We start from the raw sequence: 25,502 nt of genomic DNA on the forward strand, positions 1-25,502 counted from the left end.
TTTTAGTATTTTTGCTCTTATGACCCATGTAGAAAATAACAAATTTTTTAAAGGGCGTGGTGCGCAAGTCAACACCCACAATAAGTTTCTTAAAAGCAAATATGTATCTGATCACGAAGAGGGGATCGACGAGCTTATGCTGGAAGATACCGCGACTCAGCTCTTTGAAGAACATCCGAAAAACATAGTTAGTAAATCGAACAGCCCGGATCTGCCTTTCATGCTTTCAATAAATCCATATCAAGGTTGCGAACACGGCTGCCTGTATTGCTATGCAAGAAATGCGCATGAGTACTATGGTTTTAGCCCGGGCCTGGATTTCGAGCGCAAAATAGTTGTCAAAAGAAATGCTGCGGCTCTTCTTGAGAAATTTTTTAACAAAAAGGGCTATGTTCCGGATACCATAATGATGTCAGGAAATACCGATTGTTACCAGCCTATCGAAAGAAAGCTGAAGATCACGAGGTCGCTACTTGAAGTGTTTTTAAAGTATAAACACCCGGTAAGCCTGATTAGCAAGAATAATCTAATCATGCGGGACACGGACATACTTTCTGAATTAGCTAAACTCGATCTCGTCCACGTAGCAGTTACTCTGAACTCCTTAAATGAATCTCTGCGCCTAAAGCTCGAACCCCGAACCGTGACCGGTCAAAGTCGAATAAAGCTAATTTCAAAATTAACAGACCTGAATATACCTGTCAGGCTAATGTGTGCGCCAATAATTCCAGGCCTGAATAGCGACGAAATACCTGTTATTGTTAAAGCTGCTGCCGACGCAGGGGCCTCTGGAGCAAACTTTACACTTGTAAGGTTAAATGGGGCGATTGCTGAGATCTTTACAGACTGGATCCACAAAGCTTTTCCCGACAGGGCAGACAAAGTCCTGCATATGATAGCTAGCTGCCATGAAGGGAAACTGAACGACAGCCGCTGGGGAAAAAGAATGGGTGGCGATGGAAAAGTTGCGGAAAGCATCCATCAGCTGTTCCATATTTCGGTGAACAGATTTATGAAAGGCCGCTTTTTGAAACCTCTTAATATGACTCATTTCAGTCCCGCCGGAGGCAAACAACTCGATTTATTTTAGAGGCAAATATTTATATTAAACGAAACCATCATGAGCATGCCCTTGCATGTGGTGAATACTATGCCTGCCTGCGGTAGGCAGGCTCCTGATAGCCCTGCCTACCCAGGCGGGTTCATAGCCGAAAAAACCATTTATATTAAATGAAAATAGCTTACCTTTAATACACTAAACCATTATAGTCTTCAGTATAGAAACCCTTAATGAGCACTAATATCAAGTCAGTTATTACTGGAACCGGTAGTTATACTCCGGTTAATATCGTATCAAACAATCACTTTTTAGAACATAATTTCTTTGAAAAAAATGGAGAAGCTATCTTGCGGGACAACAGCGAGATAATATCCAAATTTCAGGATATCACCGAGATAGAAGAGCGCCGATATGCAAGCCCTGACCACAATGCATCCGACCTTGGATACTTGGCTGCACTAGATGCGATCGCATCTTCAGGTATCGATCCGGAAACTCTGGATTATGTGATAGTGGCTCATAATTTTGGCGATATCGCCCCCGGAAGCACCCGTCCCAACGTGATTCCAACTTTAGGATCCAGGATTAAACACAGGCTCGGTATAAAAAATCCAGATTGCGTTGCCTATGATCTGCCTTTCGGATGCCCGGGCTGGCTCCAGGGAATGATCCAGGCTGATTATTTTATCCGCTCCGGCGACGCAAAGCGAATTCTTATTGTTGGTACTGAAACTCTGTCACGAGTAACTGACCCTCATGATCGTGACAGCATGATATTCGCCGATGGCGCCGGTGCTACTATCCTCGAAGGCAGGGAAAATACTGAGGCAGGCATTCTGACTCACAAAACCCAAACCCATACATCAGAGGAAGCGTATTATCTGTATTCCGGCAAATCAAGTAATCCCGAATTTGTTTCTGAAGAACAGTATATTAAAATGGATGGGCGAAAGATATATGAATACGCACTGAAGAACGTGCCCCTCGTTATTCAGCAGGCTCTTCAAAAATCAGGCACCGAAATCACAGAGATAAAGAAAGTGCTCGTTCACCAGGCGAATGGTAAAATGGATGAGGCTATTTTAAAAAGGCTTTTTAAACTTTACGGAATTCGTGACGCACCGCACGACGTAATGCCGATGACCATCAGCACATTCGGCAATAGCTCAGTAGCTACCATTCCAACTTTATTAGATGTGATCATGAAAAAGGAAATGAAGGGTCATGAATTTAATCCGGGAGACAGAGTAGTTCTAGCATCGGTTGGTGCGGGAATGAATATCAACGCGATGGTGTATCAATTTTAAGATCCAAAGCTTTACAGACCACCCTTACTAAACCGGCCCAAGCAGGCAAAAAAAAAGCGATTAGAATTCTGATCGCCTTAATTACATTAAATTTTATCTTATGCGCTTGGAGCTTCTTCCAAAGCAAAACCCTCATCAACGATTATCCTTCCGCAATGCTCGCAAACGATAATTCTCTTGCGTTGACGGATATCTAATTGTCTTTGTGGCGGAATCTGGTTGAAACAACCTGAGCAGGAATCACGCTGAATAGTTACAACTGCCAGGCCGTTCTTTGCGTTGTTACGCAGACGGTTGTAGGCAATTAACAAGCGTTCTTCAATATGTTTCTCAGCATCATCAGCTTTATGAATAATGCTTACTTCTTCTTTTTCAGTCTCAGCTGTGATCGTATCTAATTCAGCTTTCTTGACCTCAAGATCCTTTTTTCGTTCTGTGATATTGGCTAAAGCTTTTTCGTAAACTTCAGTCTTATTCTGGATCTCAAATGTGTGCTCCTTGATCTTCTTCTCAGACACCTGAACCTCTAAGCCCTGGATTTCAATTTCTTTTGAAATCGCATCATACTCACGGTTATTCTTAACATCACCGAGCTGAACTTCATATTTCTTGGTTGCAGCAAGCGCTTCCTTGATCATGTTCTTGCGGGTTACAATTGAATCCTCAAGTTCATCAAGCTCCGCTTTTATCTTTTGTATCCGGGTCTCTAAACCAGCAACTTCATCTTCAAGATCAGCAACTTCCATCGGAAGCTCGCCACGTGTTTGACGAATCTTGTCGATTTGGGTATGAAGGGTTTGAAGTTCGAATAGGGTCTTTAATTTCTCTTCTACTGTTTGTTCCATTAAATCAAATAATTTATGGGGTTTGTATTTTGTACTGTTAAACGGAGTGCAAAGTTAGGAAAATTTTCTGTAATTAATTCCAACAATAATTCCTGCGTAAACTGCTCACTTTCAAAATGTCCGACATCCGCAATGACGAGTTTTCCTTCTACATCAAAAAACTCGTGATATTTGAAATCTGCTGTGATAAAAATATCAGCACCGGCACTTATCGAGTTGCTCAAAAGAAAGCTGCCAGCACCGCCGCAAACTGCAACTCTTCGAATCTTTTTTCCCCGAAGGGCAGAGTGTCTGATTACTTTAGCATTAAGCTGCTCTTTGACATGTTTCAAAAAATCAGCTTCGTCCTGGTCTGTCTCAAGGTTTCCTATCATTCCAGATCCCACCTGCAGATAGGGATTGCTTACTGGATAAAGATCATAAGACACCTCTTCGTACGGATGTGCCTCGACTAACCCAGCAATAAGCCGGCGCTCGATGTTTGCCGGGTAAATCGTTTCTATCCTGACTTCCGGTTCCTGATGCCGCTTGTCAATCTCCCCAACATGCGGATCTGTTCCTTCGCCTGCTTTAAATGTTCCCAAGCCTTTGGTGTTATAACTGCACTCTGAATAATTCCCGATCCATCCCGCCCCAGCGTCAAACATGGCTTTGCGTACTTTTTCAGCATCGGTTTCAGGGCAGAAAGTAACCAGTTTCTTTAGAGAGCCTTCTTTGGGTTTCAAGATGGCAGGATCCTTCACTCCGAGCTTATCACAAATCTTCCTGTTTACTCCGACGAGAACATTATCAAAGTTTGTGTGGATCGCATACAAAGCAATATCATTCTTAATAGCTTTCATCACCACCCGCTCCACATAATTTTTTCCATTGAACTTCTTCAAGCCGCGGAAAACAATAGGATGATGTGAAATGATCAGGTTTAATCCGTCGGCTATTGCTTCGTCAACAACTGCCTCTGTGCAATCTAATGAAATAAGGACGCCATTAATTTCTTTGCCAGGGTCACCCACTATCAGGCCTGAATTATCATAATCCTCCTGATATGCAAGAGGGGCAATTGTTTCGAGAAAGGTGGTGAGTTCCCGGAGTTTCACGCCGCCATCATCTTAACCATCTGCAAACTTTCATAAGCAGCCTTTTGGTTATAGTCTGTGGCAATAGATTTATGATTTATAACATCTACTATAGTTCCTATGAAACACAGGCCCATAGTTAAGATATAGAGGATTCCCATTCCCATCTGCCCAACAACAAAACGCTGGATACCAGCAATACCCAGGAAACCCACTATTGTAAATAGCAAAATGTCCTGGGGGCTCTTACGCTTTCCGGAATAAAACATGACAAAGTTTTGAGCCTGACGTTCATCCATACCGGTCATCACCTGTTGAAGGTATGAGTATTCCTCCGGGTTCATGCCACTTAGGTTAATGAGCAGATCTTTTTCCATAATAGAATTTATTTGTGCTCATTAAATTTAAAGCGAATTTTTTAAATAATTGCACTATCCGGAAAATTAGAATGCAAAGGGCGGGAATACCAAACCAATGGTGCTGAAGAGATAGCTTGAATTCACCATGAAGGAAATAACTAATTGACCGCCCCAGTCCGCATCCGGGGCACCAGGAAAATCCAAGATTTTCAATCGGGCAAAAAGTAAAATGGTTTAAAGTTCTGGGGTATGAAATACTAAGCATTAAAATGGCTCCAGACCAAATAATAAGTTCTAAGGGCCATTTTCTAAGCATTACAAATGTTTTTGTTTATTCATTAATATCAGCGAAATCGCCAGATTGAAAAGAATACCGATAAGTACGGCTGCGCTGATTCTGTACATGTAATCAGTGTTCATTACACTAATATTCAATTGCACATAGACAATCGCGAAGAATGCTGCTATCACACCACCGATGATTATAATTTTAAAGCCTTCAAAAAGTCCCTCGAAGAACTCCATCTTTCCCCCCGAGATATGATCGCGATAGCTTTTAATACCAAGATAAAGCCCGATGGCCGGGATTAACATAGATGCCCATTCCATCCATTCCATATTACTGGTTTCTGTCGCTGCGTCTTTTGCATAAACCCCGGCGAAGTGCATGATCAGGATCCAGATACCGCTTAGAACGCCTATAATTATACCGTATTTTGCTGCATTTCCCATTGCGTCGTGTATTTAGATTAATATATGTTTAACTGCATATCTAACACCAAAATCTTACAACTGTTTTGGACAACCCCGCTCTCTCAAATTATTTTTTAACTTTAAAGAACAATGAAATTCTATTAAATATAGTTTATTTAATAGAAACGTAAAGTAAATAATGCCGGGGAATTAACCTGATCCGCCGTTTTATTTAGTTTACTCGTATATTTGCGTTCGAAATTCAGCGTGTGACTATCCGGGATATTTTAAATCAGTATAAGGCGGATCCCCGTGTAGCCAGTATGGCAGAAGCCCTTAAAGCCGGCGGAAATCAGCGGGTTCATCTTAGAGGTCTCATCGGATCAAGCGATTCGGTGCTGGCGACAGCCTTGTACTTCCTGCAGCATAGGCACATGATTTTTGTGCTTCCAGAGCGTGAAGAAGCAGCATATTTTCTAAGCGATCTTGAAAATCTTCTTGAAAAAGAGATCCTGCTTTTTCCCTCATCTTTTCGCAAATCATTTGAATTCACGCAAGTGGACAGCAGTAATGTGCTGCAGCGAGCTGAGGTTTTGAACGAGCTTATTCACTTAAGTGAGTTTGGGAAAATAATAGTTACCTATCCCGAAGCCTTAGCAGAAAAGGTAATAGATCGCGATGCACTTGAAAAAAATACGCTGGAGATCGCAACTGGAAATAAGCTGAGCATTGATTTTATAAACGAGTTTCTGGTAGAGTATGATTTCAATCGTGTCGATTTTGTTTATGAGCCCGGTCAGTTTTCCGTTCGCGGGGGAATCGTTGATATATTTTCATTCTCACATGATCTCCCGTATCGCGTGGAATTCTTCGGCGATTTCATCGAAAGTATCCGGACTTTCGAGATTGAAGATCAGCTTTCTGTTGAGCAGGTTAAAAGTATTACTATCGTTCCAAACGTCCAGTCAAAATTCCTCACCGAACATAATATTTCACTCCTAGAATATATAGAGAAAGATACCCTGGTTTGGTTTAAGGATGTTCAGTTTACGCTGGACGTGGTAAGAACCGGTTTCAAAAAAGCGGTGGAGTTCTGGAAGGCTCTATCGGCTGAAGATAAAAACCAGAATCCTCAGTGGATAGATCCTAAGTTTAATTTCACAGATGAAAAATTGCTGGCAGATCAGCTTCGGGATTTTGCAATAGTAGAGTTTGGGAAGCAGTTTTTTTATGAGCCGACTTCCACAATATCGCTTGACATTAAGCCGCAGCCATCCTTCAATAAGGATTTTAGCCTTCTTATCCACAACTTCAAAGAGAACGAAAAAGCCGGTTTGGAAAACCTGATCTTCACGGACTCGTCAAAACAGATTGAACGGCTTTACAGTATTTTCGAGGATATAGATCCTTCTGTGAAGTTTAAGCCGGTGCATCTCTCACTCAGGGAGGGCTTTATAGACCTTGGGCAAAAGCTCGCCTGCTATACCGATCACCAGATCTTCGACAGGTACTACAAGTACAAACTAAAAAAAGGATATACGCGCTCGCAGGCGATCACGCTTAAAGAACTTCGCGAATTAAAACCCGGAGATTATATCACCCATATCGATCACGGTATCGGAAAGTACGCCGGCCTTGAGAAAGTTGACGTCAACGGGCGTTCCCAGGAAATGATCCGGCTGGTTTATGCTGATAACGATCTTCTTTATGTGAACATCAACTCCCTCAACCGGATCTCTAAATATTCCGGAAAGGATGGGACCATCCCAAAAATGAATAAGCTCGGCACGGATGTATGGGATAAATTAAAAAAAACCACTAAAAAAAAAGTTAAAGACATAGCCCGGGACCTGATCAAGCTTTACGCGATAAGAAAAGCGCAAACAGGAACGGCGTTTTTGCCTGACACCTACCTGCAGACGGAGCTTGAAGCTTCTTTTATTTATGAGGATACTCCGGACCAGGTAAAAGCGACAGCCGATGTTAAAAAGGATATGGAATCTCCGCATCCTATGGACAGGCTTGTATGCGGTGATGTGGGTTTTGGGAAAACGGAGATAGCTATCCGGGCTGCGTTTAAAGCTGTTGCCGATAGCAAGCAGGTTGCCATTCTCGTTCCAACAACAATACTTGCTTTACAGCACTTTAAAACTTTCACATCGCGTTTAGCTGATTTTCCATGCAACATTGATTATATCAATCGCTTTAAATCTGCCAGGCAGATCAAAGAAACGCTTCAAAAACTTGCTGACGGAAAAGTTGATATTATAATCGGCACACATCGCATCGTCAGCAAGGATGTTAAGTTCAAGGATCTGGGCTTGTTGATCATTGATGAAGAACAAAAGTTTGGTGTTGGTGTCAAAGAAAAACTCAAACAGTTCCGGGCTAATGTAGATACGCTGACACTGACCGCCACCCCAATCCCGCGAACGCTTCACTTCTCTTTAATGGGCGCCCGGGATTTAAGCATTATTAGTACTCCTCCGCCTAACAGGCAGCCTGTTGTTACGGAATTGCATGTGTTCAATGAAAAGCTTATTAAAGAGTCGGTGGAGTACGAAATTGACCGCGGCGGCCAGATCTTCTTCATTCATAACAGGGTTCAGGATCTAATGCAGCTAGGGGGCCTAATAAACACGCTTGTTCCGAAAGCACGAATTGGTATTGCTCATGGGCAGCTTGAGGGCGATGCCCTTGAAGACGTCATGCTTAAATTTGTTTCTGGTGAGTACGATGTTCTTGTTGCTACTACCATCATCGAAGCCGGTCTCGACATTGCCAACGCAAATACTATCCTGATCAACCATGCCCACATGTTTGGTCTGAGCGATCTGCATCAAATGCGGGGTCGCGTGGGACGCTCAAATAAAAAGGCTTTCTGTTATTTGTTAAGCCCGCCCTTATCTACCCTGACCAATGAAGCACGAAAGCGGCTTAGCGCGATAGAAGAGTTCTCCGACCTTGGCAGCGGCTTTAATGTGGCGATGCGGGACCTGGATATCCGCGGAAGCGGGAACTTGCTTGGAGCTGAACAAAGCGGATTCATAGCTGAAATAGGTTTTGAGATGTATCATAAGATACTGGACGAAGCGATCCAGGAATTAAAGGATGATGAATTTAAAAATCTTTTCACTGAAGAAAAGCCAAGGCCATTCATTTCCTTCACACATGTCGATACGGATCTCGAAGTAATGATCCCTGATGAATATGTGACCAACATTGCAGAGCGTTATAACCTGTATACTGAGCTTTCAAACATTGAGAGTGAGACAGCTTTAGATGAATTCAGGCAAAAGCTCGTCGATCGTTTTGGCCCGGTGCCTCAGCAAGTGGATGAGCTGATAAATACCTGGCGCTTACAGTGGTTCGGAAAAATGATCGGGTTTGAAAAGATAACCTTTAAGAAAGGAGTGCTGCGGGGTTATTTTATAAGCAACCAGCAATCTGCTTATTACGAAACCGAACAGTTTGGCCGCGTTTTACAATTTGTTCAGGCACATCCCCGGATCTGCAATCTGAAAGAGGTTAAAAGCTCATTGCGATTAGCTATTGACCATGTTGGCACTTTGGACATGGCTATTGAAATGCTGCAGGAAATTGCCCTATCGGAACCGGTTACTCATTAATCTGGTAGGTGATTGGCTGAACATAAGACGTTCTTACAGGCTTACCCTCCGCCATTCCAGGCTTCCATGCGGGAGATAGTTTCAACACTCGTATTGCTTCTTCATCGCAGCCGTTGCCAATTCCCTTAATAATTTTAAAGTCCGTAAGGGATCCGTTTTTTTCAACAACAAATCCAATGTAAACCTTGCCCTGGGTTTTACTCTCGCGGGCTTTAGCCGGATATCGTATAGCCGAACCCAAAAATTTGCCAAGACCCCTTGATCCGCCCTGAAATTCCGGGGCTGTCTCAACACTGCCCAAATCATATAGCTTTCCTTCGTAACGGGAGTCGGGAGTCACGGTTTCTGCCGGTGTCGAAGTGGCAGGGGTTAATGGTTTCTCCGCAGCATCAACAGGTTCCGGTTCCCATCCAGTTTCTTCACCGACCACGCTATCCTGAAGACCAAGATCAAAGGAAACGAGGTTTTTAATTTCCACTTCCCGTAGGGAGCTAATCTTTCCTTCTTCATTAATGACCATCTCGTACTTTACGTCAGCAGTCTCCTCTTTGTTCACGGAGCTCTTTACATAATTCACCCTCGCCCAATATGTTGCTATTAAGTCGGCACCGCTTCGATCATAATCTAATGAAGAAACTATCCACTGAAGATTCAGGTTCTTCATTTCGCTGCTCCGTTTATAATACAGATCCTTTAAACGCTTATATGTGAGATTATGATAGTTAAAATAGGTTTGTGTAATCGGCGAAAAATAACTTGGCGGATCAAAATAGCCTCGTCGCTGATCAGTATAGAATGCTTCAATAAATTTTATGAGGGAAGTTCTGACCTCCGTGTCGGTCATACTTGCATTTTCGTTTAGAGCATCCGAATTGTCATCATCAATAACAGTTACAACTTCCTGTTTCTTAGAAAAGAGTCCGTTTAGATTATCAACGAACAAGGTGAGATATCCCATAACAAGGATGATAACACCCAAACCAATACCCATATACAGCAGCGATTTATCTTTTTTGATATCTCCTTCAATACTTTCCTGTTGGGAATCAACCGGTTTTTTCATCATACAGATTTGGTCTGAAAAATTCGATTATGAACCCTCCTGTCATGCTACGTTATTTCGATCAGAAGGTTTGTACGAATTGCAAATATACAAATACGAGAGGTGCGGCTAGTAATAATCCATCAAAACGATCCAATAATCCACCATGCCCGGGAAGTAAAGAACCCGAATCTTTGGTAGACAAACTTCTTTTAAGCATAGATTCGGATAGATCGCCAAGTGTTCCGGCTGTCATAATGATAATCGCCATGCCGATCCATTGAATCAGGGAAAGCTCATCAAAATAAATAGAAATAATGAAAGCTGCAACCAGGCTCGTAAACATTCCGCCGGCAAAACCTTCCCATGATTTTTTTGGCGAATGCCGCTCGAACAACTTATGTTTACCAAGGTTAACCCCAAAAAGATATGCACCCGTATCGCTGGACCATAACAGAATCAGAAAAGCCAGCGGATAATGGAACGAATAAGAGCCATCTACAAAGGCCGTAGCATAAAAAAAGCAAAAAGGTACAGCTGAAAAAAGCACTCCGAAAATGGTATAAGAAATGTTGTGAAATGGATTTGAATGCTTTCTGTAAAGCTCTGCGACGATGATCATGATGGTTACCGGAACACAAATAAGCATGTTGATTAACGGTTCGCCCTGGAAAAGATACATGCTGAGCGGCAGATAGATACTGATCACGAGTGCGAGCCCCCAGCGCTTCTGTGGTTTTACTTCCTCTGTAGTTACCAGCTTGTAAAATTCTTCCGTGCAAAGCGTACTTAATATTAAAAAAAACAGTGTGAATGCGTACGCGCCAAGAAGCACCGAGGCAAGCATTACACCTACAAAGAAAAATCCCGTTACAGCCCTGGTCTTCATTAAAGCTCGTTTTTAATAATTATTTCAAGCGCCTTTTGAAAATTGGCTTCATGGATATAAACCTCAACTTCACCCAGGCGGTATGGAAAGCCCTGTTTATTCATTATTATCGCCTCAATTTCATTGTCTATTAAAACCTGCCTCACAAGCTCCGACTTAAAAAAATCTGCCGAGGTATAAATTTTAATCCAGCCTGCTTCCATCCGTTCGTTTATATAAACTTACACCATATTTCAAGGAAGTGCTATAAAAAGTCCACAGTAATGCACTGCAGGCCAGAGAGCTAATTATATAAACATAAAAAGCTACAGGATCGGGCTGATCAAGTTTATCTAAGGAAATACCCTGTCTCTGGTAAACATAAGCTGTTATAATAGCTACCGCATTGTTCATGAAGTGAGCCAAAATGGGGATCCAGATAGTGCCACTCCAGACCAGGAGGTATCCAAAAAGTGCACCTAATAACATCCGCGGAAGAAATCCATAGAACTGTATATGTATTGCGCTAAAGATTATTGCTGTTAGCCATATAGCAACATGCTTATTGTCCGTCCACTTCCCAAAGATCTTTTGAAGACACCCCCGGAAAATTAATTCTTCACCTATTGCCGGGATTATTGCAAGCATTAAAATATTGAATAGTAATACTCCGGGAGAATTCATTTTCAACAACTGCTTCGTCATTTCAGCCATCTCCAGTTCCTTATTAAGCATCCACAGTTCAATGCCTTTTAAGAAACCTGGTAGTTTCATACTTTTGTTAATCTGGGCGCTAAGCTCCAGCATGGGGCCGGAAGTAAGCATGATCAGCACCGCAAGTATTATAAGTATATATGGAAAGCCTCTGAACTGCAAATAATCCGTCCAATTCTTACTCTCAAGCCTTGCAAAAAATAGCGCTGGTACGACAAACATACCCGTAGAAATGAACAGCTGAAGAAGTTTGATAATCTCAATAGAGGACGCCGCACCGGTCGAAGCATTGAGCATTTCTTTCATCCCATAAATAGCTATTACAGCGATAAAGGCAAGGATCGTAAACACTAAAGCTCCTGCAAACATGAGCAGCACAAGTAAAAGCAACGAGAGAAAAGGATGACGCTGTGTTGACGCGGGTTTTAGCATACTGGTTAATTATTTGTAATTTTGCGTTTTAAACGCTGATTACAAAGGCTGAAAGATAGTTAATGTCTGTTAAGATTGGAAATATAGATTTAGGTGAGTTCCCGCTTTTGCTGGCTCCCATGGAGGATGTTAGCGATCCGCCCTTCCGTTTTGTTTGTAAACAGAATGGGGTGGATATGATGTACACCGAGTTTATTTCCTCTGAAGGCTTGATCCGGGATGCCGCTAAAAGCGTAGCGAAGCTTGATATTTTCGAATACGAGCGTCCTATTGGGATCCAGATATTTGGAAGTGAGATTGAATCAATGCGCGAAGCAACTAAAATTGCATCAGCTGCTCGTCCAGACCTTATTGACATAAATTACGGCTGCCCGGTTAAAAACGTAGCATGCCGTGGTGCTGGTGCAAGCCTTCTGCAGGATATCGACAGAATGGTGCTAATGACTAAGGCTGTTGTTGAATCTACCCATCTTCCGGTGACCGTTAAAACCAGACTCGGCTGGGACGATAATACTAAAAACGTTTACGAAGTGGCCGAACGCTTACAGGATGTTGGCATCCAGGCTCTTACTATTCACGGCCGTACAAGGGCGCAGATGTACAAAGGAGAGGCTGACTGGTCGCTCATTCGCGAGATAAAAAGAAACCCAAGGATCAAGATCCCAATTTTCGGCAATGGTGATGTGAATTCTATTGAGAAAGCTGCCGACTGGCGAATGGAATATGAAATAGATGGTATCATGATAGGCAGAGCTGCCATTGGGTACCCCTGGATATTCCGCGAAATAAAACACTTCTTCAAAACCGGGGAGTATCTGCCGGAACCAACCATATCAGAAAGAGTGGAAGTCTGCCGGACACACTTCGAAAAATCTATTCTCTGGAAAGGCGAAAAAACAGGCATTTTTGAGATGAGACGCCATTATTCTAATTACTTCAAAGGAATACCAGATTTCAAAGAGTACCGGATGAAATTAGTGTCCCTGGAAAGCATTCCTGATATTCACTCAACGCTCGAAGAAATAAACGAACGTTTCCAAATAGAAATGGCCTAATTATTGGGTTTATTTTTATATTGCCCTTATCAAAACTCTTTTAATATGGTAACCAAAATTACTGATGGCGTTAAAATATCGGTAGAAACTATTTACCAGCCTGAATATTCAAACCCGGCTAATGAGCATTTCATGTTTGCTTATCGGGTTAATATTGAAAATCTCACCGAAAACAGTGTGCAGCTGCTTAACCGCCACTGGTATATTTTTGATTCAAACGGAACAAAGCGCGAAGTGGACGGGGAGGGTGTCGTTGGCCAGCAGCCTGTCATCGAACCAGGCGATAATCATGAGTATGTTTCCGGGTGCAATCTCAAGACTGACATGGGCAGCATGAAGGGATCCTACGAAATGGAAAGGATAGTCGACGGGGCGAAGTTCAGCGTCAACATTCCTGAATTCTATCTTGTAGCACCTTACAAGCTTAATTAACACCGCTTCTTCATATTACAGGATTTTATACAAAGGGAGACCCGTGGTTGGGTTTTGTCCGTACTTTTCGCAAAGCTCTGCCAGAATATCTTCATGTGAGACTGCCACGTTCATAACCGTATCATTTCCTCCGTAATAGATATATATCTCCCCATTTTCCCTACGGATAGCACCGCAGCAGAATACAACGTTTGGGACATGGACATACGCATCGTCCGGAACTTTGCAATCCGATTTTGAGGGAAACAGAATGGGAATATTTGAAACTTTTACCTGCGCTGGATCATCCAATTGATGCAGCGCCACACCAAGAACATAAGGGTTTCCATCCATCGTACTTCTTACACCGTGAAAGATATTGATCCATCCATGTTTTGTCTTTATTGGCGGAGCGCCAGGGCCGATCTTATCGGAAAAACTGCCAGGGCCGTCACTTTGCAGCATAACCGGCTCTTTTCTGATTTCCCAGACTGACCTTTCCCAGTTGTCAATAGACCCGATTTGGATTTGTTTAAAGATGCCTCCAACATGTTGCTTCGTGTGATCGTTAGGCCTAAAAAGCCCGTAATATTTACCCTTTATTTTTTCCGGAAAGATAACGACGTTCCTCATGTCTGTCTGAAGAAGGGGCCCATGCCTTAAAAAAGTTTTAAAGTCTTTTGTACTAATCAACGAAACCCGGACCCGATGGGCTATCGAGGCATGATATGCGCTATAGGTGATTAAATACGTATCGTCGATCTTCGTTATCCGGCCATCTTCCAGGCCGCCCTGCTCATTCTCTATTAATTCATCAACAGCTGCTCCCTGAGCAAACTTATCCACCCTTGAGCACGGAACCAGGGCCGGCTTCAGATCTATCCGCCAGTTGTCAAGGCCGTTCTTACTTCGCGCGATACCAAGCACCGAAATTCCGCTCCTCAAATGCGACCTGAAAAGCATCAGGACTTCCCCGCCATATTCCGTAATACCTGCATTATGGACTGTTATAGTTTGCAACTGAGGCTCGGCCCATATCTTGTTTACTTGGGCGCTGGTAACGATCGGATTATTTTCATACCTGATCGCTGGCTTTAATAAACTGGGTTTTCTGCTCATACTCACGAATTAATAGGTACATCTGCCTAACAAACTACCCAGAGCCTGGTTTTTAATAAAATAAAAAAGCCAGGTTGTTGGCCTGGCTTAATTGTCTTATATTATTTGTTCTGAGCAGATATTAGTCTCTTCTGCCTACCAACATACTTGCGTAATAAACCAGGGTTGCAAGTGAACCAAGAGCTGCAACTACATAGGTCATTGCCGCCCACCAAAGTGCATCTTTTGCCTGATCATGCTCGAGAGTCGTCTGCATAATGCCTCTGTTACTCTGCAGCCACGCTAACGCCCTGTTACTTGCGTCAAATTCAACCGGAAGCGTAATGAAAGCAAATAGAGTTACAAAAGCCAGTGCGGCTACACCAATTGCGAGAACCATGATATTACCTGAAAAAATAAGGAGCATAACACCAATCATTAAGGTCCATTGAGTGATTTTCGAAGCAACATTAACCGCCGGAACTACAGCCGATCTAAACTTCAGCCAGTTATAAGCCGTAGCGTGCTGAACCGCGTGGCCGCATTCGTGAGCAGCAACCGCAGCTGCCGCAACACTCCGCCCGTGATAAACTTCGGGGCTAAGATTTACAGTCCGGTCCGCCGGATTGTAGTGGTCTGTTAACTGGCCCTCGACAGAGATCACCTTTACATTGGAGATCCCATTGTCGTTGAGCATTTTTTCTGCTATATCTTTTCCGCTCATGCCCGATCCAAGGGGCATTTCGGAGTATTGCTTAAACTTGCTTTTGAATCTCCATTGAACTCCAAAGCTGATCACAGCAATAACAATCATTAATATAAGTCCCATAATCTTGTTTTTTGTAAAGTATATTCAATAACTATTCCGAATAAAATTAATCACAAATAATTTACCTTTAACATACATGGGGCATAATTTTTCATACTGGGAGAAGGAATCATTTCTCACTGGTTTTGATGTGATCATAATTGGCAGTGGCATCGTTGGCCTGAGTGCCGCGCTCCATTTAAAAACAAAAAGCCCGGCGCTTCGCATCTGTATCCTTGAAGCAGACTTCCTCCCATCGGGCGCCAGTACCAAAAATGCCGGTTTCGCATGCTTTGGAAGCATTTCTGAGGCACTTGATGAGATAAATTCCGGTGGTGAAGACAACTTTCTGCAACTAGTTGAGATGCGTTGGAAAGGCCTTTTGAAACTCCGCAGAAATTTGGGTGATGCTTCCATTAGTTTCAAACAGTACGGCGGATATGAGATCTTTAAAGAGTCGGAAGAAACCTTTGCCCAAGATTGTATTGAAGAGATAGATCACCTGAACAAGCTCATACAACCTATTGTTGGAAAGCATGACATTTATGCAGTGTCTAATGCTAAAATAGCAGAGTTTGGCTTTTCCGGAATAACGCAGCTGATTGAAAACAGGTACGAAGGCCAGATCGATACGGGTAAGATGATGAGCTCCCTTATCGCTAAAGTTGCTGGTATTGGGGTACAGATCTTTAACTCATGCCGGGTCGATAGTGTCGAGAACGAAGGTGTGCGTCATACCGTGAAAACGAATCATGGAGATTTCGATGCTAAATCGGTTATAATAGCCACAAATGCTTTTGCAAAAGAGCTGCTTCCAGAACTCGATGTCGTTCCAGGCAGGGGTCAGGTATTAGTTACGGCGCCAATCGATAATTTGAAAGTAAAAGGTGCCTTTCATTATAACCGGGGCTATACCTATTTCCGAAATATTGACAACCGCATATTGCTTGGGGGGTTTCGTAACCTCAATTACGATGTGGAGCAAACCAGCGAGCCAGGAGTTACAGATGTGATTCAAACAGCACTCGAAAATCTTCTCAGAGACACTATTCTCCCGGGACAAAATCCTATGATTGAACATCGCTGGAGTGGCGTAATGGGTTTTGGTCCGGAGCTGAGTCCCGTAGTAAAAGAGATTCGCGCCGGATTATATTGTGCTGTCCGCTGCAGCGGGATGGGGATTTCAATGGGCAGCCTTCTTGGTGAGCAAGTTGGCGAGCTTGTAGCTCTGTAATTCCGCATCCAAAATTTGTATTTTTGATAAAATTTTTAGCAATGGATATTTCTATTATTCTTGGAGCGGCGCTTATTTTGATGATCATCCTGTTCTTTTTCTCAAAGAATTCGGGCAGATCGGGGATACCGGGAGAGCTGGCCGGGATAAAAGCCGATAATGATGAATTAAAGATAGGCCGTGCAAAAGCTGAGGAACGTGCGGAATATCTAAAGACAGAAGTGGAGTATCTAAAGTCGCAGCTGATTTTGGAAAGAGAGAAACTATCTGATGCGATGCAGTCGCTGGAAAGTTCGCGATCTTATTTTAAAGCCCAACAGGAGAAAATTGAAGAGCAAAAATCGGAGATAAAAAACAATCAGGAGAAATTCAACAAGGACTTTGAGCTGATAGCTTCACGGATCCTGGAGGAAAAGACAAATAAGTTCACCGAACAGAACCGCGCCAATCTTGACATCCTGTTAAATCCGCTTAAAGAAAATATCAAGGCCTTTGAAGAAAAAGTTGAGCGGGTTTACAAGGCAGAATCTGATGAACGCAATGTTTTAAAAGGCCACATCGGCCAGCTCATTGAGCAATCTAATCTGATGAGCCTTGAAACCCAAAATCTCACCAAAGCATTGAAGGGAGATAACAAGAAACAGGGCAACTGGGGAGAGATTATCCTGGAAAGGGTACTTGAGCGGTCAGGCCTTGTTAAGGATCAGGAGTACCGTATTCAGGCTAGCCTCCAGACTGGTGAGGGTGTCCGGTTTCAGCCGGATGTGGTTATTGACCTGCCAGATGATAAACACCTCATTATTGATGCAAAGGTCTCATTGATCGCTTATGAGCGCCTGGTAAACTGTGAAAATGATGAAGAGACCGAGCTGTTCCTTCGTCAGCACATCGCATCTATCAGAAGTCATGTAAACGATCTTTCATCAAAAAATTACAGCGAGCTGTATAAGATCAACTCACCCGATTTCGTCATGCTTTTCATCCCAATTGAATCCTGCTTCAGCATAGCGGTACAAAAGGATGCGGAATTGTTTAACTATGCCTGGGACAAACGGGTGGTTATTGTAAGTCCTTCGACCTTGCTGGCCACACTGCGCACGATAGCAAGCATGTGGAAACAGGAAAGGCAGAACCGTAATGTCATGGAAATAGCCCGTTTAAGCGGCGAGATGTATGACAAATTCGTCGGCTTCATCGGCGATATGGACAGTATCGGAAAAAACATAAAACAAAGCCAGGATGCCTATGACCGGGCGGTGAACAAATTATCAAGCGGCCGCGGTAATCTGTCGATCACTGCCGAAAAAATTAAGAAACTTGGCGCCAAAACGAGTAAGCAATTGGATCAACAGATAATTGGGGAGGATGAATAGGGGAAACATCTCCTGCTTAAGGTGAGGCGATCCTTAGTAACATCTCAGAATAACCACCGCAACCTCACCGTGATCCTTGTACGGTTGGAAGGGGATAAACCGGCTTGGGAGCCGTCATATCTTTCTTTTGCGCTATCGCCAACGTAGATAGTGCAGCGAGAATAAAAGCGCTTATGATTTGATATTTCACGACTTTATATTTTAGCTTACTCTGCGGAATGTTTTAATGAATTCCAGCCCTGAGCCTTTATAGGGTGTACTTTCTCCGATTTAGAAATGAGGTTGCATCCGGCAGAAGCCTCAGTTATATGGCCGATGATAGAAATATCGGGGTTATTTTTAATCTTTTCAAAATCCGACTGCTTAATTGTGAATAGCAGCTCATAATCCTCACCCCCGTTCAAAGCACAAACAGTAGGATCAATACCAAAATCACGGGCGGTATCGTAAGTCATTGGATCAATAGGGATTTTCTCCTCGTATAAGTTACAGCCCTTGTCAGATTGCTTACAGATGTGAAGGATCTCGGATGCCAGGCCGTCTGATACATCTATCATTGAAGTCGGTTTAATCTTCATTGATTTTAAAGCTTCTACGATATCCTTACGGGATTCTGGTTTAAGTTGACGTTCAACGATATAATCTTTTCCTTCAAGATCTGGCTGAATATTCGGATTATCCAGGAAAATACCTTTCTCCCTCTCCAGCAGCTGCAGGCCGATATAAGCTCCGCCTAAATCGCCCGAAACACATATCAGATCACCCTCGTTTGCCCCATTCCGATAACAGATATCCTTTTCATCAGCATATCCAATACTGGTTACACTAATAACAAGTCCTTGTTTTGATGCAGTAGTATCGCCGCCAACAAGATCCACTTCATATTTTTCACAGGCTACGCTGATGCCCTGATATAACTCTTCAACGGCTTCCAGTGGAAACTTGCTTGATAGTCCAATAGATACGGTCACTTGTGTCGCCGTACCGTTCATTGCATAAATATCGCTAAGGTTGGCCTGAACTGCTTTATATCCCAGATGCTTTAGCGGGGTGTACGCCAGATCGAAGTGAATACCTTCCAGCAAAAGATCGGTTGAAATTAGCGCCTTTTTGCCTTCAAAATTCAATACTGCTGCATCGTCGCCTATCCCTTTGACAGATGATTTATTCCTTATTTCGAAGTTTTTCGTCAGATGATCAATAAGGCCGAACTCGCCTAATTGCCCAATCTCTGTAATTCCCTTATTTTCAAACATGATAATCCTTACTAAAATACAAAGGTGCTAAAATTTAAAGGAAGAGCTATCGGGGCCTAGGGCAATTTATACAGCAGCTTCATTTTATGATATTCAGATTGAGGAACCTGAACCAGTACCGGATTTTTAGATTTATCGAGAAAACTGATCAGCTTTAATATGTTAGCTTCAGTCATAGCTGTGCAGCCGGCAGTTGGTGCCGTGCTTTTACTCCAGATATGCATAAAAATACAAGATCCTTCGCCGGGTGTTGCTGGCTTAACATTATAGTCAACAAAGATTCCGTATTTATATACATCGCTTTTCATACGCATAGTTTCTGCAGAACTCCAGTCCTTTTTGATTGTATCCGACTTAACAATCTGATTGTAATACGCTGATTTAACATCATCCACGCAAAACGTCCTTTGATCAACTTTTAGCGAATTCATCTTAGATGAGATATCCTGGTATCCGAATAAGCCCGTTAAATAAAAAATTCCCGCGGGTGCGTTTCCGTCACCTTCCTTCTTGAGCTTGCCTTTGTTTAAAAAATTATCGTGCAGGCCCCGGCCCCAGGCTAATCCGCTTCTGCCGGTAACGATTGGAATATCTTTTAAAACCGCTTCCCATTTATTGTTTTTCCACTGGTAGCTGGTCATTTTACCGTCGATCTTATTCCAGCCAGTGGTTGTTACCACGACGAGCTGAGAGGTTTTCATACGCTGATGAATACCCGGGGTTTGATCAAAAAGAAGTGTAAATAATATGAGGGGCAAAAATCTCATGCTGCTGCGGCACTAGCTTTTTTAAGCCAGTTCTTTCCTTCCGTAAAGCGGGTAACCATCATGGCGCAGACCGTATCGCCGCATGCATTTAACAATGTGGCCATCGGGTCGACGAGCGTTCCAATGATCATAACAACCGGTAGCATCTCCACAGGAAAATCATAAACTGTCATCACGAGGATCTCTCCTATATAACCTCCATTTGGTATCCCGCCTTCTACAGTGCTTACTATTATTGTAATTCCAAGGGCAACCAGGATTGTATACGGGTCTGTAAAATCCCTGCCCATGATTGCGAAAACAGCCGCAATTTTAACAATTGATGATATGCTCGACCCGTCTTTATGAAGGGGTGCACCCAGAGGAATGGCGAGGTTCGCGATATGATCCGGCACCTTCATCGCTTTTACCGCTGCTAGATTTGCAGGAATTGTGGCAACACTGCTGCAAGTACTTAATGCGGTAAAAGACGGGATAATATTATTTTTCCAGTAGATATTAACACCGGGAATTCCGGCGGCAATAAAGGCATAAAGGCTGAAAAACACTATAAAATACAATGTGCAAAGCCCGTAATAAATTGCCATAGAGTGGGCATAGGTTCCAAACAACTGTGGTCCAAATACCCCTATTTGATAGGCAAAATATGCACCCAAGCCTATTGGCGCAAGCTTCATAATGAGCATCAGCAATTGCTTCATCACCTCATCTCCACCCGTAAGAAACTTTTTAAACGGCTCTCCAGCTTCTCCTGAACGCGACGCTGCAAAACCCACAAGGAATGAAAATATAATGAATGCCAGCATGCTCTTACGGGATAAAAGTTCGTAAAATTCATTAACTGTTAACAAACTGGCAGCCTGGTCCCCAAAGCTTTGCGGTTTTATTTGCTCAGTTACTGTGGCAACTGTTTCAATATTCTGAGGGAGCGGGAACATCCATACGGCAAGCACTGTAAGAATCGCTGATATTAGTACCGTGCCAACAAAAACGGCGAACATAATGACCATAACCTTGCCCATTTTTTTTGTTCGGTCGATGTTCGCAATCGAAGAAGATATAGCGAAAAATATAAGCGGAATAACAGCTGTAAAGAGCAGGTTTAAGAAAATATCCCCTATGGGTTTTAATACTTCAACCTGCTTACCTAATAATAAACCTAAAATAGTTCCGGAAATAATTCCAATCAGCAATAAAATTATACTGCTGTAATTATTCAAAAAATACGATCGCTTAAATATCATTACAAGCCGAGTTTAGCAGATATTTCAAGCATACGTTCTATTGGTTTTTTAGCCTTAATAATTACATCCATCGGAACAGTTACTTCTGGTAGTCCATTTTTAAGACACAGGTAAAGCTTTTCCAAGGTATTTCTTTTCATATGCGGACAGTCATTGCAAGCACAAGCGTTATTTGGCGGCGCCGGGATAAATATTTTTCCGGGATTCGCCTTTTCCATTTGGTGTATTATTCCACTTTCCGTCGCTACTATAAATTCCTTTGCGGGATCATTAATTGTGTATTTTAATAATCCTGTGGTTGATCCTATGTAATCGGCCATTTGCAAAACAACTTCCTCACACTCCGGATGTGCTATAAACTTCGCCTCCGGATGCCGTGATTTTAGCTTCATTATCCGTTGCTGAGAGAAAATTTCATGCACCATGCATGCACCATTCCATAACACCAGATCTCTGCCGGTTTTTTTAGCCACCCATGCACCTAAATTTCGATCAGGTCCAAAAATTATCCTCTGTTCTTTAGGCAGGCTTTCAACTATCTGTACGGCATTGGAAGAAGTACAAACAATATCACTCAAAGCTTTCAACTCTGCAGTACAATTTACATAAGTTATAACCAGATGATCCGGATATTTCTCTTTAAATTTTGCAAATAGCTTTGGAGGACAACTATCTGATAAAGAACAACCTGCTTTTAAATCTGGCAGTAAAACTTTTTTCTCAGGAGATAATATTTTGGCTGTTTCGGCCATAAAATGAACTCCTGCAAATACAATAATTTCAGCATCTGTTTTTGCTGCTTCCTGTGATAAACCCAGGCTATCACCGATGTAGTCGGCTATATCCTGAATATCCGGTTCCTGGTAATAATGAGCCAGGATAACGGCATTCTTCTCTTTTTTTAATCGGTCTATTTCCTCAAAAAGATCCAGCGCCGGATCAATTGGCTCATCAATAAAACCTTTTATATTTAGTTCTTCTAAGGTATTCATTTATCAACTATTCAATAAATACAATTTAATATTTAAAATAAATACTATTGTTTATTAGGGTGTTGGTTATGTTAGAAAGTATTTATACATTTTGGTGAAATTATTGTTTTTGATTAATTATAAACAATATTTCCACATTATCTGATAGCTATCTATCTCATTACTAAATAGTTTATTTATCCTAATCTTTTTTTAAAACATTATATGTGCAGTTTTTGCTATTAGTAAAAAGTGGAATACTTTGGTTATTAGTCTCAAAAATAAATCAAAAATAAGGTAAAATCAGATCAAACGCTTTACTTATTAGTCTGTTTATAAAATAGTCAACCATAATTACCACTAAATTAACATCTTTGATGCGGTTGTTAACAATATGTAGTATTAAGCACTTTATTTAATATTTAATAAATGAAAAATGTTGATTTCCTTGTTATAGGATCAGGGATTGCCGGGCTTAGTTTTGCCCTGAAGGCTGCCAAATATGGTAAGGTTCTTATAGTTACCAAGGCTAATGAAGATGAGTCGAACACTAAGTATGCTCAGGGTGGTGTGGCAGTAGTTGTTGATAAGGAAGAGGATTCGTTTGATAAACATATAGAAGACACCCTTATTGCAGGAGATGGCTTGTGCGATAAACATATTGTTGAGATCGTAGTTACGGAAGGACCTGCGAGAATTGAAGAAATTATTAAGTATGGTACTAGTTTTGACAAGACACAGCAAGGAATTTTCGATCTTGCTAAAGAAGGCGGTCACTCCGAAAGCCGTGTATTACATTATAAGGATATTACCGGATTTGAGATTGAACGCGCTCTGCTTGAAAAGATACATAAGGATCCAAACATTGAGATATTAACTCATTACTTTGCGGTTGAACTTATAACGCAGCACCATATGGGTGATTTTGTTGATAAACGTTCCGAGGATATTCAGTGCTATGGCATCTATGCATTAGATACAGCTTCTGGGAAGGTAGAGAAGTTTTTGTCAAGAGTTACCCTTATGGCGTCAGGCGGCGCCGGCCATATATATTCTACAACAACTAATCCGGTTATTGCCACAGGCGATGGCATTGCAATGGTATACAGGGCGAAAGGAAAGGTTCGGAACATGGAGTTTATTCAGTTTCATCCGACAGCTTTATATAATCCAGGTGAGTATCCATCCTTTTTAATATCTGAGGCTGTCAGAGGTTTCGGAGGCGTGTTGAAAACCAAAAGTGGTGAGGAGTTTATGCAAAACTACGATGAGAGAGGCTCTCTGGCACCCCGTGATATCGTTGCGAGAGCAATAGATGCGGAGATGAAAAAATCAGGCGACGATTTTGTATATCTGGATATCAGGCACAGGAATAAAGCTGATATACTTTCCCATTTCCCTAACATTTATGCAAAGTGTTTAAGTATAGGGTTGGACATGACAAAGGACATGGTCCCGGTAACTCCCGCCGCTCATTATATGTGCGGAGGTATACTGGTTGATGAATGTGGGAGATCTTCCATTCACAGGCTATATGCTTGCGGAGAATGCTCATCTACGGGTCTCCACGGTGCGAACAGGTTAGCGTCAAACTCTCTTTTAGAAGCCCCGGTGTTCGCTCACCGGATCTATGAGGATGCTATCAAACATTTCGAAAATAATGAGATTCCGGGCAACATTCCTGAATGGGATGAAACCGATACAAGATTGTCTAATGAGGACATTCTGGTGACCCACAATTTACGTGAAACACAGAAAGTCATGAGCGACTATGTTGGGATCGTTCGATCTGATTTCAGGCTTGATCGCGCGCTTAGGAGGTTGGGGCTTCTGCATGAGGAAACAGAAAGCTTTTACAAAAAGACTACCCTTTCTGTTCAGTTGTGTGAGTTAAGAAATATTATTCAAAATGCTTACCTCGTGATTAAGTCCGCTATGCTGCGGAAGGAAAGCAGGGGGCTTCACTATACTACTGATTATAAGCCACATGCCCAGGAGCCGCATGACACAGTTTTGTAGATCTTAATTATGCCAGTTATACTTCCCGTTAAGAATGTTTATCCCAGTATGGGGGAAAAATGTTTCATTGCTGAGAACGCTACGTTAGTTGGCGATGTAGTAATGGGAGATAATTGTTCGGTGTGGTTTAATGCCGTCATTCGCGGCGACGTAAACTATGTCAAAATCGGCAACAATACGAATATCCAGGATGGTGCTGTAATCCATTGTACGTATTTAAAGGCTGGGACAGACATTGGCAATAGTGTATCGATCGGACATAATGCGCTCGTTCATGGTTGCAGGCTGGAGGATCATGTGCTTATCGGCATGGGTGCAATTGTTATGGATAATGCTGTGGTTGAAGAGTTTTGCATCATCGGCGCAGGCGCTATAGTTCTTGAGAATACCATTTGTGAATCGGGCTTTCTTTACGCTGGTATCCCCGCCAGGAAGATAAAGCCACTTACCGATGAGCAGAAACAAATGTTGAAGAAGCTTCCCGAGAATTACATTATGTACTCGGGCTGGTTTACTCAGGGCTAGGTTTTGGAATTACCATAACCTCTTCGAGATCCCAGTTTGGCCGGAGGGATATTATTTTATCGAAGGTCCACGTTTTTTCCGGTTGCTGCTTTGTAAATACATTTCCGGTATCCCAAATTCCATTTTTATTCGAATCGTAAATAACCCTTACACTGTATTTTGATGTTGGGTAGGTAAGATAATTGAGGGTTGTATTTTTAGTGATAACATCCTGTCGATATATCAACTCTTTTTCTCCCATCCATTGAACTATATAGCTTCCTAATGTGTCGGGGACAGTCACCTTTATGGAAATATTGCCATAGTTATCTTCAGTATCGAGATTAAATCGTTTGATGTAGAGCTTAGATTTATTTCCATAAATATCCGTAAAGGCATTTTCGTTAAACCTCAGGATATATTCCTTCTTTAACTTCCATGGATATTTAAGATTATATGTTCGGCTAGAGGCAGCGGGTTTTATGAGCTGGAATTTAACCACTACGGAATCCTCGAGTAAGCTGATATTTGACTCTTGAGCTGATGCTATGGGTGATGACATCCGCAGCACCACATCCGATCTGGGCCGTAATTTTGGACCCGCTATATTGTCAGTGACCAGCACAACCCGGTTGTACGTGTCTCTCTTATTTCGGCGAAGGGTTATTGTGTCGAGAGGTGTTCCGGAATCAGATACCGAAACCTTGATGGAATCAAATGTAAGATCCGGAAGCCAG

Annotated in this window: 24 protein-coding genes and 1 pseudogene; 9 read left to right on the forward strand and 16 right to left on the reverse strand. The window is 42.3% G+C overall.

Going from position 1 to position 25,502, the window contains the following annotated elements:
* The first annotated feature begins 19 nt into the window (after positions 1-19).
* Both WKF69_RS03780 and WKF69_RS03785 read left to right on the forward strand, forming a co-directional pair.
* Positions 20-1,090, forward strand: a complete 1,071-nt coding sequence (locus tag WKF69_RS03780; RefSeq protein ID WP_340379578.1) for a PA0069 family radical SAM protein — start codon at positions 20-22, stop codon at positions 1,088-1,090.
* Positions 1,091-1,290: 200 nt separating this feature from the next.
* Positions 1,291-2,367 carry a ketoacyl-ACP synthase III gene (locus WKF69_RS03785; protein WP_340379579.1) on the forward strand — a complete coding sequence of 359 codons (1,077 nt, stop codon included), beginning with the start codon at positions 1,291-1,293 and terminating at the stop codon, positions 2,365-2,367.
* A gap of 98 nt (positions 2,368-2,465) precedes the next feature.
* Here WKF69_RS03785 and WKF69_RS03790 read toward each other — a convergent pair whose 3' ends face one another.
* From WKF69_RS03790 to WKF69_RS03810, 5 genes are read right to left on the reverse strand one after another with little or no spacing between them, the layout of a single operon-like run.
* Entirely contained in the window at positions 2,466-3,212 is a 747-nt protein-coding gene (locus tag WKF69_RS03790; protein ID WP_340379580.1) for a C4-type zinc ribbon domain-containing protein, read from the reverse strand.
* Positions 3,212-4,309 (reverse strand): Nif3-like dinuclear metal center hexameric protein, encoded by a 1,098-nt coding sequence (locus WKF69_RS03795; protein ID WP_340379581.1) that lies wholly within the window; start codon positions 4,307-4,309, stop codon positions 3,212-3,214. The genes WKF69_RS03790 and WKF69_RS03795 overlap by 1 nt, the downstream gene beginning before the upstream one ends.
* Positions 4,306-4,665, reverse strand: coding sequence for a TM2 domain-containing protein (locus tag WKF69_RS03800; protein ID WP_340379582.1), 360 nt, complete (start codon positions 4,663-4,665; stop codon positions 4,306-4,308). The genes WKF69_RS03795 and WKF69_RS03800 overlap by 4 nt, the downstream gene beginning before the upstream one ends.
* Positions 4,643-4,963, reverse strand: coding sequence for a DUF2752 domain-containing protein (locus tag WKF69_RS03805; RefSeq protein ID WP_340379583.1), 321 nt, complete (start codon positions 4,961-4,963; stop codon positions 4,643-4,645). Before WKF69_RS03805 ends, WKF69_RS03800 begins: the two co-directional genes overlap by 23 nt.
* The gene (locus tag WKF69_RS03810) at positions 4,963-5,379 is read right to left on the reverse strand and encodes a DUF4199 family protein (RefSeq protein WP_340379585.1); all 417 of its coding nucleotides are present in this window, start codon (positions 5,377-5,379) and stop codon (positions 4,963-4,965) included. Before WKF69_RS03810 ends, WKF69_RS03805 begins: the two co-directional genes overlap by 1 nt.
* A 230-nt stretch (positions 5,380-5,609) precedes the next feature.
* On the opposite strand from WKF69_RS03810, the gene mfd reads away from it, so the two are divergent.
* Complete coding sequence (mfd, locus tag WKF69_RS03815) at positions 5,610-8,969, forward strand: transcription-repair coupling factor (RefSeq protein WP_340379587.1); 3,360 nt, start codon at positions 5,610-5,612, stop codon at positions 8,967-8,969.
* Here mfd and WKF69_RS03820 read toward each other — a convergent pair.
* From WKF69_RS03820 to WKF69_RS03835, 4 genes are read right to left on the reverse strand one after another with little or no spacing between them, the layout of a single operon-like run.
* The gene (locus WKF69_RS03820; RefSeq protein ID WP_340379589.1) at positions 8,959-10,035 is read right to left on the reverse strand and encodes an energy transducer TonB; all 1,077 of its coding nucleotides are present in this window, start codon (positions 10,033-10,035) and stop codon (positions 8,959-8,961) included. The genes mfd and WKF69_RS03820 overlap by 11 nt on opposite strands.
* Before the next feature lie 58 nt (positions 10,036-10,093).
* Positions 10,094-10,900, reverse strand: a complete 807-nt coding sequence (locus tag WKF69_RS03825; protein ID WP_340379591.1) for a phosphatidate cytidylyltransferase — start codon at positions 10,898-10,900, stop codon at positions 10,094-10,096.
* Positions 10,900-11,103, reverse strand: coding sequence for a DUF2007 domain-containing protein (locus tag WKF69_RS03830; RefSeq protein WP_340379593.1), 204 nt, complete (start codon positions 11,101-11,103; stop codon positions 10,900-10,902). Before WKF69_RS03830 ends, WKF69_RS03825 begins: the two co-directional genes overlap by 1 nt.
* The gene (locus tag WKF69_RS03835; protein ID WP_340379595.1) at positions 11,084-12,025 is read right to left on the reverse strand and encodes a CPBP family intramembrane glutamic endopeptidase; all 942 of its coding nucleotides are present in this window, start codon (positions 12,023-12,025) and stop codon (positions 11,084-11,086) included. Before WKF69_RS03835 ends, WKF69_RS03830 begins: the two co-directional genes overlap by 20 nt.
* Before the next feature lie 62 nt (positions 12,026-12,087).
* Here WKF69_RS03835 and dusB point away from each other — a divergent pair, with 62 nt between their 5' ends.
* Both dusB and apaG read left to right on the forward strand, forming a co-directional pair.
* Positions 12,088-13,080 (forward strand): tRNA dihydrouridine synthase DusB, encoded by a 993-nt coding sequence (gene dusB / locus WKF69_RS03840; RefSeq protein ID WP_340379597.1) that lies wholly within the window; start codon positions 12,088-12,090, stop codon positions 13,078-13,080.
* A gap of 45 nt (positions 13,081-13,125) precedes the next feature.
* Positions 13,126-13,512, forward strand: coding sequence for a Co2+/Mg2+ efflux protein ApaG (apaG, locus tag WKF69_RS03845; RefSeq protein ID WP_340379599.1), 387 nt, complete (start codon positions 13,126-13,128; stop codon positions 13,510-13,512).
* A 15-nt stretch (positions 13,513-13,527) separates the two neighbouring features.
* Here apaG and WKF69_RS03850 read toward each other — a convergent pair whose 3' ends face one another.
* The gene (locus tag WKF69_RS03850) at positions 13,528-14,610 is read right to left on the reverse strand and encodes a hypothetical protein (protein ID WP_340379600.1); all 1,083 of its coding nucleotides are present in this window, start codon (positions 14,608-14,610) and stop codon (positions 13,528-13,530) included.
* Between the two features lie 121 nt (positions 14,611-14,731).
* Positions 14,732-15,418, reverse strand: coding sequence for a zinc metallopeptidase (locus WKF69_RS03855; RefSeq protein ID WP_340379602.1), 687 nt, complete (start codon positions 15,416-15,418; stop codon positions 14,732-14,734).
* A 76-nt stretch (positions 15,419-15,494) separates the two neighbouring features.
* On the opposite strand from WKF69_RS03855, the gene WKF69_RS03860 reads away from it, so the two are divergent.
* On the forward strand, positions 15,495-16,631 hold the full coding sequence (locus tag WKF69_RS03860) for an FAD-binding oxidoreductase (protein ID WP_340379604.1): 1,137 nt from the start codon (positions 15,495-15,497) through the stop codon (positions 16,629-16,631).
* 41 nt (positions 16,632-16,672) lie between these two features.
* A complete protein-coding gene (rmuC, locus tag WKF69_RS03865; RefSeq protein ID WP_340379605.1) occupies positions 16,673-18,004 on the forward strand; it encodes a DNA recombination protein RmuC in 1,332 nt (443 codons plus the stop codon).
* Positions 18,005-18,210: 206 nt separating this feature from the next.
* Here rmuC and thiL read toward each other — a convergent pair whose 3' ends face one another.
* From thiL to nadA, 4 genes are all read right to left on the reverse strand, one after another.
* Positions 18,211-19,260: a thiamine-phosphate kinase gene (gene thiL / locus WKF69_RS03870; protein WP_340379612.1), complete on the reverse strand. Its 1,050-nt coding sequence runs from the start codon at positions 19,258-19,260 to the stop codon at positions 18,211-18,213.
* Positions 19,261-19,316: 56 nt separating this feature from the next.
* Positions 19,317-19,961: a L,D-transpeptidase family protein gene (locus WKF69_RS03875; RefSeq protein WP_340379614.1), complete on the reverse strand. Its 645-nt coding sequence runs from the start codon at positions 19,959-19,961 to the stop codon at positions 19,317-19,319.
* A gap of 62 nt (positions 19,962-20,023) precedes the next feature.
* Entirely contained in the window at positions 20,024-21,271 is a 1,248-nt protein-coding gene (locus WKF69_RS03880) for a dicarboxylate/amino acid:cation symporter (RefSeq protein WP_340379616.1), read from the reverse strand.
* The gene (nadA, locus tag WKF69_RS03885; RefSeq protein ID WP_340379618.1) at positions 21,271-22,263 is read right to left on the reverse strand and encodes a quinolinate synthase NadA; all 993 of its coding nucleotides are present in this window, start codon (positions 22,261-22,263) and stop codon (positions 21,271-21,273) included. The genes WKF69_RS03880 and nadA overlap by 1 nt, the downstream gene beginning before the upstream one ends.
* A 408-nt stretch (positions 22,264-22,671) precedes the next feature.
* On the opposite strand from nadA, the gene nadB reads away from it, so the two are divergent.
* Positions 22,672-24,261: an L-aspartate oxidase gene (nadB, locus tag WKF69_RS03890; RefSeq protein ID WP_340379620.1), complete on the forward strand. Its 1,590-nt coding sequence runs from the start codon at positions 22,672-22,674 to the stop codon at positions 24,259-24,261.
* Positions 24,262-24,270: 9 nt separating this feature from the next.
* Positions 24,271-24,786, forward strand: coding sequence for a gamma carbonic anhydrase family protein (locus tag WKF69_RS03895; RefSeq protein ID WP_340379622.1), 516 nt, complete (start codon positions 24,271-24,273; stop codon positions 24,784-24,786).
* On the opposite strand, the pseudogene WKF69_RS03900 reads toward WKF69_RS03895, so the two are convergent.
* A pseudogene (locus WKF69_RS03900) lies at positions 24,773-25,502 on the reverse strand (hypothetical protein); the annotation flags it as partial. The gene WKF69_RS03895 and the pseudogene WKF69_RS03900 sit on opposite strands and share 14 nt — an antisense overlap.

It is taken from the genome of Daejeonella sp. (genome assembly GCF_037719425.1).
In the GTDB taxonomy this organism is placed as follows: Bacteria; Bacteroidota; Bacteroidia; order Sphingobacteriales; family Sphingobacteriaceae; genus Daejeonella.